Here is a 20,397-nt window from a genome sequence, read left to right as displayed (position 1 = left end):
ATCGTAATTGAGCCATTAAGTTGTTTGCTCAACTGTTTGCAATTAGTGTCTTTCTAAATTATTAATTCCGCTTTCGCGAAAGCGAGAACATAAAAAACCTCAACTTTTTACAGCTGAGGTTTGTAGCATTAATCAAAAATAAAATCCCCTAAAAATTATTTTACAATCAACTTCTCAGTAAACTTTTGATCGTCCTTTTCAATTTCTATAACATACATTCCAGGTGCTAATGCATCACTTTTCAATTCGTAAACTGAAGTTTCTTCTGTACTGTAAGTATTTACTATCTGACCTAAAGCATTATAAATAGTCACTGTTTTAAATCCAGTTATAGTTCCAAAGTCAATGTAAAACTCTGACCCTAAAACTGGATTAGGATAAATAGAAATTGCCTGAGAAACTAAATTTCCTTCACCTATACCTAATGTAATATTCTGGAACACGATTTCAAAACGGTTTGCGTCTACACTCAAAGGATCATTTGCATCTACACTGAAACTGTAAACAGTAGATTGATTGTTACTCAGTTGTGTTAAGCTACCATCCAGACGATCTTTTAAATAGGCATTCATTGCTACTAGTCCTACAGGATCAATCTCAAAAGTATAGTTAGTGTTACGGTAATTGTTTACGTGAAGTGGTAGTACCTCTGTAACTAGCGGCATCTCACGACGTTCTATCGATAATCTTGAACCACTGGCATGTTGTCTACCAAGGTTTTCATCTATGTTTCCAAACTTAAGAGCGTCTAATCCATCTAAAGCATTTGAATGGGCTGTATCAAAATAAATTGCTACCGCATCTATAGCTGTTGCACTACCTGATTGATAAGCGCTGGCTTCAAACATTTTAATTTTTAAAGACTGGTTGTAGCTGCTATGCATAGCGACACTACGAGAAGCCCCTCCAGAAAAAGGATTATTTGTAGGCTTAGGTAAGAAAAAAGATCCATTTGCTAAACCTGAGGCAATAAAAAATGCTGCCTGACCAGGCTGTAACTCACCAGATTCATAACGAGAATTAGGTATGGTATTTAAAAACGAACCGCTAAGGGCATCAAAGGTGCGGTAGACACCACGTGTATTACCCATAGGATCCCATACATAATAGAATAATGGTTGTACACCTGATATATTAAAACCTGCAGGTCGTGAGCTAGCATCTGTCATATACTGTGCTATATCTACTACAGATTGATATGGGTTTCCTACCATAAGGAATTCTCCAGCATTTGCAGGAATATTAGGCACTTCATAACCAGGCCCAAAAATGCTTGATCGAGAAGGGGCAAAGCTTGGCATTGTTCCTTTAGTTCTCAAGGTAGTAGAAGATGCGCTAGCATTACTATTAAGATTAATTTCTCGATCACCTCGTACAAACAAACGATAAGGCTTACCGGTCTCTATAAGATCAGTTGGTAAATTAGTACTTGTTTGCGTGACCCAAGTTTGAGCTGTATTATCCCAACTAAAGAGAGAAGGATTATTATTACCTGTTAAATCAAAACCATTTGCAGCCGCTCCTGCGCCAGTGATATGCGTCCCATAGCCAGCTTCATAACCAGAATCTCCTTGATTTAAACCTCCTTCTTGCCAATTATCAAAAATAGTAGTTGAAGTGGTTACAGGTCTACTCACAAACCTATAGGCTCTTCTATTATCAAAGTACTGCTCTACCGTAACATCGCCAAATATCTCAACGCTCCCATCGATCATTGCGGTCGTTGTAGGTGTTGCTTTAAAGGTGAAATCTGCATTAGTTAAGTTAATCTCACTTGAAGAAAACGCTGAAATAGGCTCTATTAAATCTCCGTAAAGGTCATAGACACCCACCAAGTTCTGAGAACTCACATTTGCTATCAAGTCTCCAAAATTAGTCTGATTACTTTCCCACAACAGATTATTGCTTGTAACCCTGCGAATATCAGAATTGCTAAAAAACTGAACAGTGGCATTGCGTGCCTCAAAAACTCCATCGTTATCCAGCATAGCAAGCGTTACCATAGCATCGTTATCTACGGTTAATGTTACATTAGGATCTATGAATAGTTCCTTTGCAGTAAAGTCTGCAGAGATGGTAATATCTTCTTTTACGATAACATGATCTGCCTCTCCAGATGGGTTTGCAGCATCACTAGGGTCATTAGGTGTCCATGCACCATTCTCGTAGATGTATTCTGGTTGCACCACCTCTACGGTACGTGTAAGAATAGTTTCATTACCACTGCTATCTGTTGCTGTTGAAATGTAGGTAAAAGTATTAGGAACACTTGAATCAAAGTCGTCCAAATTAGAACTGGTACTTGTTACACCACAATTATCAGAAGATCGAGTATTTGGAAATACAAACTCACCTACATTTACTGTAATTCCAGCAGAAGGAATATCTGTAGTTATTACTGGCGCAATATTATCTATTACCGTAATCAATGCCTCAGCGTCTACTCTATTTCCAGCACCATCAGTTACTTCTACTACACGTTCCATGGCTGTGCCTACATCAAAACAAGTAGCTATGCTGAAATCTTGGTCAACGTATGCGATTCCATTTGCATCACTTGCAGATATATAATAATCAGAAAGGTTTGCAGTCGCTCGACCGTTAGCATCTAATGTATATGTTGCTGGTTGCGTTACTACTGTAGGCGGTGTTCGATCTAAAATTAAGGATGAACCGTCTGTAGTTGCCGTAGCAACAGCCGTGTTTCCTTTTGCATCTGTAATGGTGATTTCAAAAGCCAACTGACCATCTGGTAAAGCCGTTTGATCTACTGACGCGACATTTGGAATTATTAAACCTGCAAACCAGTCCATGTTGATGCTAGAATCAGATAAGCTTGCTGTTTGCATTCCTATGGTTCCGGTAGCAGTAACCACCTCTGAAGGTGAAATTACCACAGACGCTCTGCGGCCAGGTCTAACAAAGCCTGGATAGGAAGTATTATTACTTGACATGGTCACACTATTAAACACTGGCTTTATAGCATCAACATCTATCTGTGACGCACCTGCGGTTGCAGCAGTAACGGCTACTCCAGAGTTACCATTCAAGTCTTCAAAATTGATCTCAAATCCAGTGAACCCATTTTCAGAATCATTTTCTTGAACGATGTAAGTGGCCGTCCATGATCCACCTAAAGTTGCTGGACCGTTTACTGTCATACTACTACTGCCTAATGTTGCTGTAACATTAGTGATTGCTTCATCTGGTGAAAAAGATAATGTTACCCTATCTCCTATCCCTGCAATAGTAACATCATTTGCATTATCACTAGCGATGGTTACCGTGGTAAGAATAGGTAACGTATCGTCTATAACATTAATCGTTCTACTTACATTAGTAAAATTGCCATTACCGTCTAGCGCAAAATAAGAAACTGTATATGTCCCTAACTGATTTGTATTCACAGCAGAAAGCCCATTCACGAAGTAATTAACATTCTCTACCATAGTTGCACAATTATCTGTAATAGTAGGTGGCACATCAGCATAGGTGCTACCTAATGTAACATCGATTGTTTGATTTCCATTGAAGTCTACAATTGGAGCTGTAGTGTCTCGCACTGTAACACTTACTGTTGTTGTAGCAACGTTACCTATCATATCGATAGCGGTGATGGTAACACTATTATTTCCTAAATCTTGACAGCTAAAAGTATTCACAGATAGCGACGGTGCGACTTGCAATCCACAATACCCTATTGCTTGCTGTGCAATACATCCCATATCAGTTGCAGTCATATTGAGGTCACTTAAAGTAATAGTGGCAGCACCATTTGCATCTAAATCAACTATAAAGTCTTGAGCGTTAAGCACAGGAGCAGTACGATCAATAGTTACCTGAGAAGCATCAGTTGTAGCGGTGACTGTAATTCCATCGTTACTTGCGGTATCTGTATAATCGATTGTAAAAGCTACTATACCATCAGAGAGAGTACTTTGATCTACGGTTGCAATATCTGGAACGACTGCAGTGGCAGTCCACTCTTGAGCATTGACTCCAGCTGATACGGTAGCTGTTAACCCTGCAATGGTAACAACTGGACTATTAGTCAGCTCTTCATCTGCTATGAATGATAGTATTATTGTGTCTCCTGCTTTCGCGAAAGCGGAATTTGCATTATCACTTTGCACCGTAACAGCTGTAAGTGTAGGCAAAGTTCCATCCACTGTAACTGTACGAGTTACTTGTGAAGAGTTACCAGAAGTGTCTGTCGCTGTATAAGTAACTACATAAGTTCCTGATGTACTTGTGTCAACTGTTTCACCACCTCTTAAGATGCCAGCAGCATTGATACCACAATTATCTGTTGCGGTAGCATTGTATTCAATATAAGTAGCATTTAATGGTAAGGTTACCACAGCGTCCCTATTGAGCGTCACATCTGGCGCTATATTATCTTGTACATTTATAAAAGCATCTGCACTATTACTATTACCGGCTTGATCTGTTGCTGTTAAAGTTATTTGTGCACCACCGTCGTTGCGATAATCTGCATCGAATAATTTAGGTGTTGCTACTGAATTTATAATGGTACTATTTATATTATTTACTCCTATATCTGACACAGTAGATCCTGACGTATTATTAATAGGGTAATATAGAACCAGACCATTTTCATTTCCTGTCAATGAACTTGTAACAGTGTTACCAACTTCTGCAGCAGTAAGAACGCGATTCCATAACGAGATTTCGTCCATAAAACCAGTGAACTGACCTAAATTACCTTGATTTTGTCTCCACCCAAACCATAATTCATTTTGATTAGTAATGACATCAACTATACTACCTGTACCTGAACCAGTATATTCCAAAATACCATTGATGTACAACTTAGGACTACCACTCTCGTAAGTGAATGCTATGTGAGTCCATTTATTTAACGGTACGATTACTCCTGTATCCACCCAAGCCCATCCTGGAGTTGTGTTTGCCACAGCATAACGTATCTCACCATCTGATTGGATCGCAAGTTCATATTCACCTTCACGATTAAATAGGATGCTTTCACCATTTCTTGCTGTTTCTTTATACCATGTGGTGAAACTAAACTGAGTAGTCATATCATAGACAACATTATCACCTGCGTTGATATAATCAGTTGAATTGGTTAAATCTGCTACGATTTGTGAATTACGATCAATGGTGCTTAGATCGTTACAATCAAATGTGACACGATCAAGACTTAAAGACGCAATGCCATTTGTAGCTGTAGTCCCGTTATCAAGAGCTTGTGGCGTGATGGTAGCATTACCATTGTTGTCTAACGGTACACTTACATTTTGAATCATAACGGCAGGTAAAGTTCTTAGAATAGTAACAGTACTACCATCTGTTGTTGTCGTGACTGGAGTGCCAGAAAGACCTAAAAGATCTGTAAAGGTAATTTCAATAGAAGCAACACCATCTGGTAACGCTGTTTGATCTACGGTGGCGATCGTTGGGACTCTCAAAGCACCACTCCAGTTTTTTGCATCTACTCCTTGAGACATTGTTGCAGATTGACCTGCGATGTTCACTACGGGCGCTGTTTGTAGATCATCGTCTGATGTGAATGAAAGGGTGATGCGGTCGCCAGCTTTCGCGAAAGCGGAATTTGCATTATCACTTTGCACACTAACTGAAGTAAGTGTAGGTGGAAGATTTAGATTTACAGCAACATCATTTGAACATGTAGCGATGTCTCCATCGCTAGTACGATAGGTAAAAGTGTTTGTGGTCGTACCTACTGGAAAGACATCACCACTAGCAATACCAGATGTCTGGATAAGTTGTGATGGAATTTCAACAATGTAACGGTAAGATGCCGTGCTACTGGTATCATTCCATAATCCATTACTACCAAATATATGAACATAATCCTCACCACTTCCAAAGTTATTAGGTTCTCCAGAGTTCCAGTTAGTATAAGTTACTGGTGAGCCATCTTGCCAGATAAACGTACCTTCAGCAGCTACATCACTAAAACCAAGTAGTGCATCACCTAATCCATTTGATGCTAAACTACTGACGATAAACTGATTCTCTGCTTCTGAATTTACTGAGACAAGATTGTAATTATTGTTAGTAGCATAGTCATAAGCTTGAACTGCTGTTGCAGCTGTATTTGATAAATAATAGGTATGATTCTCAAAAACACCCATAAATGTCATTCCTGTAGGCTCAAAATTATTAGCCGACTCAAGGGCTACTAAATATTTTACAGATCCACCGCTTGTATCATTCCAGCTACTTGTAGTTGCATTTACATTAATTGTAGTATAATCCTCATTACCACCAGAATTATTAGGCTCTCCAGAACCCCAGTTATCATAAGTAGTTCCGTCTAAGAAAGGAGTGCCGTCTTGCCATTCAAAATCACCTTCGGCAGCTGTATCTGAGAGTCCTATCTGTGCAGAAGACTCATTGTTGTCACGCAATAATTGAGCAATTGCATCATTTTGTGATCCATTATTAATAGTAACCAGTGTAAGGCCTGCTGCAACTGCTGTAGCATAATTTGCAGCAGCAGATGCAGGAACTTGAGATATGAAATAATCGTCGCCATTATAAACGCCTATAAACCTCATACCATCAGGAGCAGATCGAGATGCTAATTTAAGAGACTGACCGTTAGTTGCACAACCATCATTTACCATAGGTGCGTCATAACTAACTGCTATTCCTGCGGCAGTAGTTGCCTCGACTGTAAGATCGTTTGCACATGTTAATACTGGTGTAACATTGTCTTCAATTGTAATAAGTGCCTTACCTGAACCTATAATGCCATTATTATCTGTTGCCTCTACTTTTACTGGGATTCCAGAATTAGGCAATGTAATGCCAGTAAGTGTAGCGGTATCGATAGATGCCCCAATAGTTGTAAGATCTACAAGATTTGAAGCGTCTTCTCCATTTGAACTATAATATCTTAGTAATCCAGTGGCATTTACTGGTACTGCGTTAAACATGCCGCCCACAATTTGTGTCGCAGTACGCGGCTCATTCCAGATCCGTATATCATCCATCTCACCTGTAAAGAAACTTCCTGCGTTAGTTTCTCTACCTATGTTAACATCAAGCCCAGAAGCCGTTGTTGAATATGTAAGTGGTATACTGGTATCTTCAAGATTACCGTCAACATATAATTTAATAGTACCTAAACTACTGGCAGTGTCATAATCATAAGTATAAGCAATGTGATGCCATTGCCCGTCAGAAATAGTTGTGCTAGAAGTAGGCCTTAAATCAGCGGTAAAAGGTGCAACGTTAGTACTAATATTAACTTTACCATTATTATCTATAATTATAAGAAAACGACCAGCAACACCACTTTGCCATTTTGCTAATAATACCTGACCAGGCGAGGTTGTTCTCACCCACATTTCTGTAGTAAATGAACCATCAAAATCATCTACTGGACCTAAATTGATTCCCTGAGCGCCGGCATTAAAATTGATCGAGCGTTCTATATCATAACGATCTATATCAGAACAATCAAAATTTGTTTGATTAACCTCAATCTGAGCCAACGCTCCACCTTGTGAATCTGTAGATCCATTATTTACATCGCTTACTAATAATGTTGCGTTACCAGTACCGTCTACCGCAATAGTTGCGTCTGTTAAATTTAAAATTGGTTTCTCTCGAGCAATAACTACACTGCTACCATCTGTAGTAGTAGTTATGTCTACATTTGAATTACCGTCTGTATCTTCATAACCGGTAAGTAAAATTGATAATGGACCATCTACTAAATCTGTGCTAGATACTTCTTGTAAGGTAGGTACTACAAACGAAGCATTGTAAATACCAACTCCCAATTGTGCAAAATTAGAAATATCTTGACCGCCTAAAGTCAAAGAACCATTAGTAAGATTAATATCTTCACTAGTGGTGAATTCAATTGTAACCGTATCACCAGGTATCGCAACGCCATCGACTCCATCGTGAGAAATGGAAACACTATTAATTTCAGGAATTGATGTAGCCGCAACTACGTTTACATCACGTATTACCGGAGTTGCTGTATTGCCAGCCGCATCTGTGTAAGTGTAACGAAGCTGGTAGCTCCCTAAAGCACGTACATTTACACCAGTTGCTCTTAACTCGCCACGTTCTTCACTACAGTTATCGGTAACGGTAACGCCAGGATCCCAGTTTGCAGCATTGAGCTCGATATCTAATGGGTTATCACCTATTAATGTAAGTGTTGGTGCAATAGGGTCTTGTAATTGTTGTACTGTGAAGCTGGTTTTAGTTTGTCCTGCCTGATCAGTCACGTCATATCGTCTAACGATAAGATCAGTAGGAGCTAATAAAACAGGCTGTGACGTTCCATAAGATCCCATATTTGACCCATTCATAGTTACAAATTCATCACTATTTGTAGGATCAACAAAATTAGGAAAATGCTCACCTGTATCACGGTCAAAGGCATAGCTTACTACTTCATTTGAATTTGATAACGATTCACCATTCATAACTGCAGCAGCTGCGTTCTCATCAGGAATCTGATTATTAAAAATACGTAATTGAGCAAGTTCACCTTTAAAATTCAATATGTTGGGACGAGTAAAATTTGCATCTCTTTTTCCTAAATGCAATCCACGAGAAAGCCATCTCATTACCTGATTGCTAAATCTATTACCATAAACGCCATTCACAAAAACACCCCATCTTCTTGCACCGCCATTACCATTTATGACAATATGAGTCCATTCATCATAAGGAATGGTATTAAAAGACATCCTAACTGATTGAAATGATTGATTAGCAGTTATCACAAACAATGCTCCACGATTGAAAGCGATATAGGTATTATTCCCGTTGGGACCTTCGGTACCTAGACCCATGATTACGTGATAATTATTTCCTGTCATTGAGGCGTCTGGTTTGATCCAGAAAGAAATTCCACCGTCAGCATTGTTAGCTCGCTGGGTATCTACATCAATATATTGGTAGTCATTTCCATCTAAGTAGAATGAGTTTGAAGTAGGAACATAATTCAGGTCATTACAATCATAGGTATCTGGTGTTGCTGTAACTGTTACAGGACCTTCAACGTCAGTTGCAGAGAGAACATTAAATGAATCTGACAGTGTTACTGTTCCAGATTGATCTAACGCTACTGGATTTGTACCCAGTATCAATTCAGAACTGTTTACGTCCACTTGCACATTTGCACTACTATAAGTATTTAAGTTGACTGCATTACCTGCAAGATCTGTAATAGAACTATAAGAAATAAAAGGGACTACACCAGGTTGGGTACTAGATGTGGTTGTGTAAGATGCGCTATATGTACCGTTGCTTCCAGAAAAAGTTAAAGGGTCACCATAGATAGTAGCATCATTAACTAATATATCTTCATTAGCAGAAAAGGTAAAATCTAAAGATTCACCTAGTAAAGCTACTGATGGGTTTACACCATTACTAGCAACACTTAACTGTATTACTGGTGGAGTAAGGTCAACAGTAACGGTACTTGCATTAGTAGATGTAGTTATAGGAAGGACACTGTTTCCAGCAGCATCTTCAATATTTAATATTTCAAATGTGATTAAGCCTTCTGGATCGGCATTTGTGATTAGGCGTTGAGCTGTATAAACTCCTAAATTTTCAGTAACATTTACAACTTGTCCACCTATTGTTACTTGAACGTTAGGTAAAGGTTCTGTAGATTCAAATGATAGATTGATGAAATCTCCCGCTTTCGCGAAAGCGTCATTTAAACTATTATCAGTATTATAGGTAACCTGAGAAATAACTGGTGCCACCGTATCACCTAAAACATTTACTGTGCGATTAACTGGCGTGGGAACGTTGCCTTCATCATCTGGTGTAGCCGTGTAAATCACTTGGTAGCTGCCAGGAGTTGTCATATCTACTGCTGTAGCATCTATTGATACCACGCTATCAGAAGAACAGTTATCTATAGCTACTGCACCTAACTCTGTATATACGGTATTTGCAATAACGTCAATTGAAGACGCTCCATTTAAAGTAATAACTGGTGGTAAATTATCTGTTGCTGTAACTTCTGCTTCCGCGCGACCTATTTCTCCATTATTCCCTGTTACCGATAAGGTAACATATTGAGGACCATAAAACTCTTGCGGTCCATTAGGTATATAAAAATTACTTGTAGAAAAAGAGCTTCCGTTACCAGATAGATCTGTTTGAGTAGTGATATTTTCACTTAAAGGATAATACATGATCAATTCTGCGTCACTGAAATCTACAGCTGCTACAGAGTATTGTCTTATTAAATAATCTGGTATAGCACGAGAATACATCTTTAAATCTGCGACACCACCTTGAAAAAATGCCCCATTTGCAGTCCACGGTCGAGATATAGCAAACCGATTATTACTATTAACCGTGTTAAGATTTGCATCACGAGTACCTATAAGTTCCCCATTTACAAATAGCTTCATAGTAGTGCCGTCATAAGTACCTGCAATATGAATCCATTCACCTACTGTCATGATATAAGGAACATCTAAATCATTAGAATAACCTGCAAGAAATAGATTGTTATTGCGTCGTCCTAAAATAAATGATTGATTTGCACTATTCCTTCCAGAATCAAAGAAGTATTGAGTTTGAGTAGTATTTCCATTTGCCCTGAACCATCCCATGACTGTGCGAGATTCATTTCCTGTTGGTAAATTAGGGTTAGTAAGCACAACTCCATTTGGAAATTGTAAGGCACCATCTGGGCGATTAAAATCTTCACAACTCACGCTGTTACGGGATAGACTCACAGTAGAGAATCCTAAACATGTGTTAATTATTGGGTTGAAATCTTGACTTGTGAAATTAGCATTACCATTTGCATCAAAATTTAACGAAATGTCACTAAGTGAGACTTCAGGTTGATTGTTTGCCAGCGTAAAGGTGGTTAGTGCGGTACTTACATTAGCGTCAGTATCGGTAACATTAAGAATAACATGATAGGTACCTATCTCATTCTGAAAAGTGATATCTGGATATTCATCGCTCCACACTGGTTGATTAGTACCAGCAATAGGAAAGCTACCGCCAGTTAAAAATCTTGAATCATAAACTGCATTTCCACTTCCTTCATTTAACTTATTGTAATAAACAAGGTTTGCTTCAGCACCACTTAAATATTTATTATAGCTGGTTTGAATTTGATTTGCAGTTCTAGAAACATCCCATATACGTAACTCTGACAAGTTTCCTTTGTACCCAAAATCATTTCTGTAAATCAATCCACCTAAGGAAAGATTGCTGGGATTAACAAGATTAGTCATAGTAAGAGTACTACTAGCAACACCATTAATATATACCTTAAATGAACCACTATCATATGTAATTGCTACGTGAGTCCACTCATTAAAATTTAACGTAGCATTCCCAAAAAGAGTACTTGCTGCCCCATCGTTGTAAAACAATCTACCTTGAGCGTCAATACCAATGCTAAAAAAGTTACCACTAGGAGCACTACCATAAGATAAAATGAACTGATTTCTATTTCCAACCGATTCAGGTCTAACCCATATTTCATAGGTTCTAGCCGCAGTTCCTATAGGCAATGCATTCACTGTTGCCTGAGAGCTCTTACCATTACCATCAAAGTACAAAGAGCCTTTATTTTGATGTGTAGCATTGTAAGCTATTGAAGGACGGCTAGAAGTCAATGCTGTTGTTACCGTCATTGTAATAGGTCCATCTGGATCTGAAGAGCCGTTGTCAATGACAGAAGGTGATAAAACATATTGATTATTAGTATCATGGCATAACTCAACTGATTGTGCAATGGCAGTAGGATTGTTTTGTGCAGCGTTTATTAGCGACATTAACAAAACACTAAATAATAGTAATACTCTTTTCATAATATATTAATTATTGTTCTTTATTAAATTTTCTCGTTAGTGCTTGAGTGAGTAATGGGTTGTAGTCGTTCTTATAATTAGTAACACTTTGCCCTAAGAATTTTTTAAAATCTTTCTCAAAATGAGAATGATCAAAGTAATTATATCGAGCTACTAGGGTGCTGATTTTGACGTCTGGATTATGCTCTACTTCTCGTATCACATAATTAAACCGTATCAAGCAAATAAATCGATAAGGTGTAGATCCTACTTCTTTCTTGAATAATCGCTCTAGTGTTCTTTCAGAAAAAGGGACTTGTTTTAATAAGTCTGCTAGTTTAATCAGTCCCTTTTCTTTATAAATAAAGTCTACTACTGGCGTCGAAGTAAGTGATCTATTCCATGCATTGTAAAAAATCTCTAGGTAACTATCTGTGATACGCACTAGTTCATCAATATTCTTTTCTTCCCTGAGTTTCTCATACAGCTCATTACATAAATCTGGATTAATAAATTCTTTAAGATCATATAACTTATTCCTACTTTCCATGCCTGGCACACCAGTAATGTTATGAAGGACGTGATTAGGAAGCTCAAAAGTGATCCAAGTATTGCCAGCTTGTGCTGTAATATTAAAATAATCACCTGTACCTTTTATAAGACATTGTGGGACGGCTACCTTATTTCCTTTATGATCTACGGCCGTAAAATCTCCATAACAAAACATTAAATAGCTGTATCCATAATCATTGATAAGCATAGGCGATGTATCAAAGCTGTAATCTATTCTTACTACGTCCTTAAAAAAGAAATGTTTAACTAATGGATCTGATATAAACTGCATAAAATTAAATTCCTACAAACTTATTGATGCAAATAAAATAAATATTGTAAAAAACCGACAATTATAAGAACGGCTGTAGAATTGGGTATAAATACCCATTAACGTTCTATAAATTATAATTGTTTATAGCTATTCCGCTTTCGCGAAAGCGAGAACATAAAAAAACCTCAACTTTTTACAGCTGAGGTTTATAGCATTAATCAAAAATAAAATCCCCTAAAAATTATTTTACAATCAATTGCTCAACAAATTTTGCATCACCCTTTTCAATTTCTATGACGTACATACCAGGTGCCAAAGCATCACTCTTCAACTCATAAACCGAAGATTCTTCAGTATTATAGGTGTTTATCTTTTGGCCTAATGCATTGTAGATGGTTACTTTTTTAAATCCAGTAATGTTTCCAAAATCAATATAAAACTCTGGTCCTAATACTGGATTAGGATAGATAGAAATTGCCTGAGAAACTAAATTTCCTTCACCTATACTTAATGTGACATCTTCAAATACTATCTCAAACCTGTCGGTAGCTATACTTGAAGCATTTGCAGCATCTATCGAGTAACTATATATAGTCACTTGATTATTATCTAATGGTGTGAGTGTATTATTAAAATTATCCTTGAGAATCGCTTGTTTTGAAGTAAATCCTACAGGTTGCACTTCAATAATATAATTATTATGTCTCACGTTATTAATTACTAGAGGTAAGACCTCACCATGTTGTGGTAAATCTCTACGCTCAATACTCAGCGTAGTACCAGTTATGTGGGCTCTTCCAAGGTTTTCATCGAGGTTATTGAATTTTACCGCATCGTTAGTATCTATAGCATTATTAGCACCATTTTCAAATCGTATGAGTAGTCCTTCTAAAGAACCAAAGCCCTGATTAAATTGAGCTGTTTCGTAAAGACTAATATGTAATTGACCATTAGGAGTATTTGAAATATTTACCGGAGGTGGCGTGATAGCGTTTGAAGTGCGATCTAAAACAAAAGTACCACCTGATGTCCCTGAAGTTAAAAAGAAAGCGGCCTGTCCTGGTTGTAAAACTCCAGCCTCATCATAGTTAGAGTTAGGAGCATTAGGCCCGATCATTGCATCTACCTGTCTACCATAAGTACGGTAAGCTCCTCTGGTATTTGCGAGTGGATCCCAAACGTAATAAAAGTTAGGTTGTACGGCATTAATATTACCAGAAACTCCATTAAATAAATCATTCATCAGTCTAGATAAATCAAGCTGGCTTTGGTAAGGATTTCCAACAATCATAAAGTCACCAGCATTATTAGATATTTGAGGAACCGTATAGCTTGAATTCAATAAATACCCTTTAGTTCTAAGGGTTGTAGATGAACTACTATTATTATTTGTCAAATCTACAGCACGATCTCCTCTTACAAACAAACGACTGAATTGTCCAGCTACTAATAAATCTGTAACAGCGTCTGTACTTGATTGTGATACCCAGTTTTGATTTATATTATCCCAACTAAACATGGATGTGTTATTACTTCCTGTTACATCAAAACCATTTGCTGCTCCACCATTTCCAGAAATATGAGTACCATATCCTGACTGATAACCTGCATCTCCTGGATTTAATCCTCCTTCTTGCCAATTATCAAAAATAGTAGTGGTGGTAGTTAATGGACTGCTTATAAACCTATAAGCCCGTCTATCTTTAAAATACTTCTCTAAGGTAAGTTCACCTATAACGTCAAGTAAAGCTCCATCGATTACAGCCGTTTGTGTTGCTGTGCTTCCTAAAGTTAGAACTGCTCCTGTGACATTAAGAACAGAAGTACTTGCCGTATCGTCGTTATAAAGACTTTCAATAATTCTATAGGTTCCTGTAAGGTTTAATGTAGCATTTGCAAGTTCTATACTTCCTATAGTGGCATTATTTAGATTCCAAGTGATACCAGCCGCTTGCCCATACGCAAACAAGGTGGCCTGAGGTGCGTCAAGTGTATCTCCATTAAAATCATTATCTATTCCTACAGTAACTCCTGCTGCCAGTGTTAAGGTTACTCCTGTATTTATGGTTAGATCGTTAGCTCTGAAGTCTCCAGATATGGTAACATTTTCTCGTACTATTACATTATCATTAAATCCTGCGGGATTAGCAACATCGCTAGGGTCATTAGGTGTCCAGCTACCGCCTTCATATATGAAATCAGGATTTTTAACAATGATTGTTCTAGTAAGTTGAGTTGCAGCATTACCGCTAGTATCACTAACGTCATATGTGACTTCATAAGTACCTGAAATATTAGTATCTACTACGTCTCCACCTATTGATGGTATTAATCCGCTAGAACAATTATCTGAAATGGTAACACCAGCATCGATATAACTTAATCCTCTATCTATGGTTACTGTCGTGTTACCGTTTAGGGTCATTACTGGTGCAATTTCATCAATTACAGTAAGAATGAATAAATCCTGACCAGTGTTTCCAGCCTCATCAGTAGCAAAAAGATTAAAGGCGTTTGCACCTAGAAGGGAACAATCTATAGTGTTTACATCGGTTGAAGCAGTATGACTGTAAGCATCTGTTATGGAACCTACAACATCATTGAGATTAAAAATACCATTACCTGAAACGTCTAGTGATATAATTTCATTCATCGCGTTCACATCCGGTGCCGTTCTATCCAGAATGACCTCACTTCCATCAGTGGTAATCGTTTGGGGAGTCAGACTATTATTAGCATTTAGATCTTCTAAATCTATAGTAAAAGGAACCATCCCATCAGGCAATGTGCTCATGTCGACACTACTAGTATTAGGGACAAAAGTTGTGGCGATCCACTCATTCGGATTTGCCGTAGCGCTTAATGCAGCGTTAATCATTGCAATAGACACTAGAGGTGTTCTCACAGGTTCACTCGTTGTAAATGTAAGAGTTACTAAATCTCCCGCTTTCGCGAAAGCGGAATTCCCATTATCACTAGTAATAGAAGCAGCTATAATCTCTGGTAACACTATATCTGCAACGGTTACTACTCGATCCGCAGAACTTGTATTTCCAGCAGAATCAGTTGCTGTATAGGTAATCGTGTAGGTTCCAAACACAGCAGTATCAACTGTATCGCCGCTCACGACAACCGAAGTAGCACCGCAATTATCTATTGCTGTGGCACCAGCATCGGTATAAACCACTCCTTGACCTACGGTTTCCGTTGCATTCCCGTTCAGGGTGATTTCTGGAATTAGATTATCTTCAACAGTAACTACAGCCGTTTCTGTTGCCACATTACCAGCTACATCTATTCCCGTTAAAGTAACTTGAATAGGTCTTCCAACATTAGTACAGTCAAAATCAGTAATATCCAGTGATAAAATAACACCACAAAGAGCATTAGATCCATTGTCTATTTGTTGAGGTGTAATACTTGCGTTTCCCGTATTATCAAGTGTTACAGTAATATCCTGAGTGATGATATCAAGAGCAGCAATAGGATTACTTTCATATAAGGTAATAGTTAACGCACTGCGATCTACCAGCACAAGGTCTGTATCTCCATCATTTTCATAATCAAGAATTTCATAGGTGCTTTCTGAAGGAACTTGTACAGGAATAGTTGCGGTATCAATAAATGTATTTGATGCATCATCCCATTCATAAATTCTAGATTCATAATTTATGTTATCTCCATTGCTCATTATAAACCAATCTTCTTTACCATCACCATTAAAATCAGTAAGTTCTGAATCGATAATAGAGGTTCCAGCAGAAGAATTGAAATTGTAAGTATCATATCCACCGATAGCATTACTTATATGAACTATATAATTTAAAGCCGTAGGAGATCCTCCTATAGTAGGATTCAAACTTATAAAGTCAGTGGATCCATCTCCGTTAATATCACCAGCTACCACATCGTTTAAAAATCCTAATAGATTGACATTTGTTTCTTGTGTAAACACACCATTGCCATCATTATAAAAGACAAGTACTTGTGGATCACCAGAAGTGCCAAAAGGCACTTGAGCTAATATATCCGAGTCACCATCATTGTCTACATCAGACTCCTTAAAGCCATCTGTAATTAACGGATCAAGCACTGTAGGAGATTGAAGATTAAAATTCCCACCAACATAATCATATTGTAAAAGAGCATCAGAAAGTACTCCCATAATTAATCGAGATGAGCGATCAAGAATCTCATCATTGCCATCATTATCTAAATCAATAGGTATCATAAATGAACCATTTGCACTATCATTAAAAATAGAAGAATAAAAACCATTGTTTGCTCTTCTAAAAATGGATCTATCTACAGTAGAATTAATTATGTTATTGTTAGTGAGTATAACATCTTTTAACCCATCTCCATCAAAATCTGCTAGTTGTAATCCTTGGTTAGTAACACCACTAGTAATAATACTGCCAAGTCCAGTCTGCTGTGGAGCATAGCTACCGTCATTTTGTTGAAAAAAAGGTACAAAATAACCATTGTCTAATACAGCAAAGTCTAGTAAACCATCATTGTTTATATCACTAAACTCACTATCCGAAGGATTAGTAATGGTTATACCAGTTAATGAGGTTGCGTTAAATGAAATATCTTCTGGTGGTAAATTCACCGTTATAATAGCAGTTGTGGTATCTGTATTTCCGTTTCCATCAGTTACGGTTAATGTAACTGTGTTATCCCCTAAATTCGTACAATCAAATGTGTTAGGAGAAACAACAATGCTTGCTATCCCAGCACAACCAGCTGTACTACCACCATCTATTTGCGAAGCATCTACAGTAACGTTACCGGTTGCATCTAAAGAAACAGTCGCATCGTGCGCTACTGCATTAAGGGTACCACTATCCTGTACGGTAACATTTGCTATTCCTGTGAAAGCTCCACCAGAATTAATATTCATGGTTAAAGTGACAGGTACTACCATTCCAGCATCTGCACAAGTGAAAGTATCTCTATTTAAACTAAACGTAGGATTAGGATCGATACATGGTATACCGCTTCCTGCGTCTACATCTTGTGGAGTAATGGTCGCAATACCATTGTTATCTAAAGTTACTGAAATGTCTTGTGTGAAAACTCCTTGCAAATCGTTAACAGTGATTGTGGTTTGAACAGAATCTGTTTGACCATCGTTAGAAATAACCGTAAGTGTAACAGTAGCACTTCCCGAAAAGGCATCAAAGCAATTAACGCTGTATCGTGATAACAAGATTGTTGATAGACCACTACAATTTCCTGTACTACCATTATCTAAATATTGCGCAGTGAATGAGGCACTTCCATTGGGACTTAGAGTGACGCTAATTGGATTAGCCCTCGCAACTGTTTGACTATTGTCAAGAATAGTTACGATAGCGGTGTCTACAGCCGTTTGACCACTTGAATTAGTTACTGTAAGAGTAACTGTATTAGGACCTATGTTAGTGCAATCAAAAGTATCTGGTGATACAATAATATTAACAGGTGATCCAGGACAACCTATATAGCTTCCTGCATCTACCATGGAAGCATCAATTGTTGCGTTACCAGCTGCATCTGTAGAAACGGTTAAGTCTTGAGCAATTGCCACTGGCACATCATTTTCTAGCACAGTAACCTGAGCTGTTCCTGTATCTGAAATTCCATTTGTACTAGTCGCGGTTAGTGTTACGGTTACCGGCATTGTTGTGTCGGCACACGTAAATAATGTTCTATCTAAGGTCAAATTTGTGATACTGTTGCATGCGCCGGCAGTAGAGCCATTATCAATATCTTGAGCCGTTATCGTTGCTGAACCATTTACAAGATTAACGGTTACATCTTGTGTTATAACTTGTGGACTGCTCGTATCGTTAACCGTGACCATTGCAACAACACTATCTGTCTCACCATCATTAGTTGTAACTGTTAGTGTCACAGGTACACCTCTAACTCTATCACTTTCTATACGATCTATAGCTGGATTCATGTTATAAAAAACACTACTTGATGTGCCATTCACCTCATCAATTATGCTTGTTCCAGAGGTTTCATCCAAGCGATACAATGCCCTGAGACCTGTGGACTGTGGAGAGATGTCAAAATTCATGTCATCTCGTATTTCTTTTTCTGTTCTTGCAACATTCCATAATCGCACCTCATCGATCTCACCTTTAAAACGTCGCTGCCCGATGATCGAACCATCTCCTTCTACACCTAGATATAATGGCTGGGAACTTGTAGGAAACAATAAAGTTCTAGCCTGTGAAGCAGATAAAACACCATTAATGAAAATTTTTGCGTTAACACCATCATAACTTACAGCTATATGAGTCCAGGTATCTGGCATTATAACATTAGGACCTGTACTTAAACCATTTGGTGCATTTGTATTTCCATCTATGAAGGTCATTGATACAAAGCGATTCACTTTATTAATATAAATACTGTTTCCCGTACCGTTAAAACCGGAAGGAATAGAGACAGCATACTGTCTGTCTATTCCTGTGTCATCATACTTTACCCAAGCCGATAGTGTATAGTTGCCTGTTATTCTATTGGCAGAACTAGCAGGTATTGCAACATGTTGATTTACTCCGTTAACTCTTATACCTCTGTTACCTTCGACAATATCATTACAATCTAGGTTTGAGCGATCCAAAGTTAGACTAGCTATACCGCTACAATTTGCGAAACTGCCATTATCAACATCTTGTGCTGTAATAGTGGCATTGCCACTAGAGTCAAGATTTACGGAAATATCCTGTATAATTGCTTGTGGAACAACCTCTTCAACAGTGGCTACAAATGGATAATCGGTCGATGTGCCACCACTATCTGTTGCAGTGAGGTAAATTCTGTTTAAATTATTACCTACAGTGACAGCTGAGTTACCAGCCCAACTTATTAAACTCACCACACCATTCTCTTGATATACCGCTGGGTAGGTTTGAGTTGTGCTGCTACTAGTCGTGTTTCCAAAACTCTCTTCAAACTTCCAATTGGCCACAAGACCTAATTCATCACCACGTAACGGCTGATTATAAAACTGCCCGATTTCTGTATCTGTTAGAACTCTATCCCATATTCTTACATCATCAATTAAACCGTTAATGGACGCATTACCCCAGTCTATTCCACCTAAAATAGTATTGTTATTAGAATTTAACGATGCACCTGTGATTCCAGTTGTAGTTCCTCTCAATACACCGTCAATGTAAATTTTTAAAGTTCCAGTAGCACGATCAAAACTACCAGCCACATGATACCATTGATTAAGTGCTGGTGTTATTCCTGCAGCTGCAACACCGTAATTTCCTGTGGTTGTAGTAACCTCAGCAAAGAATGTATCATTGAAAATAAAAATAGAATACTCATCAAAAAATGAGTTTCCAGACCATTTATCAATAATAACATCTCCACCAGGATTTTTTGAATTACGATAGATCCAGCCTTCGAGAGTCCATGAACCGTCAAGGTTTAAATCTGGTGTATGACTGACTACTGCATAATCATTGGTACTATCTAATGATAATGAAAATGTCTGTATAGGTGGCATCAAGTCTGCACAAGTAAAATTGGACTTACTTAAGGTTGCCGTAGTTCCAGCAGGAAGTGAACTAGTGAGAACATCATTGGTATTAATGCTTGCATTACCAGAATTATCTAAGGAAACATTGATATCCTGAACAGTAACTTGTCCAAAACTGGAGAATACAATAAAAGACAAGAAGGTAGTTAGTAAAATTCGTTTCATAATGTCGCTGGTTTAAGTGAAATAAATTG

At 37.9% G+C, this 20,397-nt stretch carries 3 protein-coding genes; all 3 read right to left on the bottom strand.

Annotated features, from left to right (window positions below; translation table 11 throughout):
• Positions 1 to 155: 155 nt before the first annotated feature.
• The 3 genes from DDD_RS08890 to DDD_RS08880 all read right to left on the bottom strand — a co-directional run bounded on the left by DDD_RS08890 (position 156) and on the right by DDD_RS08880 (position 20,368).
• Positions 156 to 11,843 (bottom strand): LamG-like jellyroll fold domain-containing protein, encoded by an 11,688-nt coding sequence (locus tag DDD_RS08890; RefSeq protein WP_015362501.1) that lies wholly within the window; start codon positions 11,841 to 11,843, stop codon positions 156 to 158.
• Positions 11,844 to 11,853: 10 nt separating this feature from the next.
• Entirely contained in the window at positions 11,854 to 12,666 is an 813-nt protein-coding gene (locus DDD_RS08885) for a helix-turn-helix domain-containing protein (RefSeq protein ID WP_015362500.1), read from the bottom strand.
• A 223-nt stretch (positions 12,667 to 12,889) separates the two neighbouring features.
• Complete coding sequence (locus tag DDD_RS08880) at positions 12,890 to 20,368, bottom strand: LamG-like jellyroll fold domain-containing protein (RefSeq protein WP_015362499.1); 7,479 nt, start codon at positions 20,366 to 20,368, stop codon at positions 12,890 to 12,892.
• Positions 20,369 to 20,397 lie beyond the last annotated feature (29 nt).

The sequence above is a fragment of the Nonlabens dokdonensis DSW-6 genome (genome assembly GCF_000332115.1).
Lineage (GTDB): Bacteria > Bacteroidota > Bacteroidia > Flavobacteriales > Flavobacteriaceae > Nonlabens > Nonlabens dokdonensis.
The sequence above is the reverse complement of the archived record's forward strand: the minus strand, read 5'-3'. Positions and strand labels throughout refer to the sequence as shown.

What these genes read in the sequence shown, in the direction of transcription:
- DDD_RS08890 (WP_015362501.1), bottom strand. Translation starts at nt 11,843, where the DNA reads ATGAAAAGAGTATTACTATTATTTAGTGTTTTGTTAATGTCGCTAATA.
- DDD_RS08885 (WP_015362500.1), bottom strand. Translation starts at nt 12,666, where the DNA reads ATGCAGTTTATATCAGATCCATTAGTTAAACATTTCTTTTTTAAGGAC.
- DDD_RS08880 (WP_015362499.1), bottom strand. Translation starts at nt 20,368, where the DNA reads ATGAAACGAATTTTACTAACTACCTTCTTGTCTTTTATTGTATTCTCC.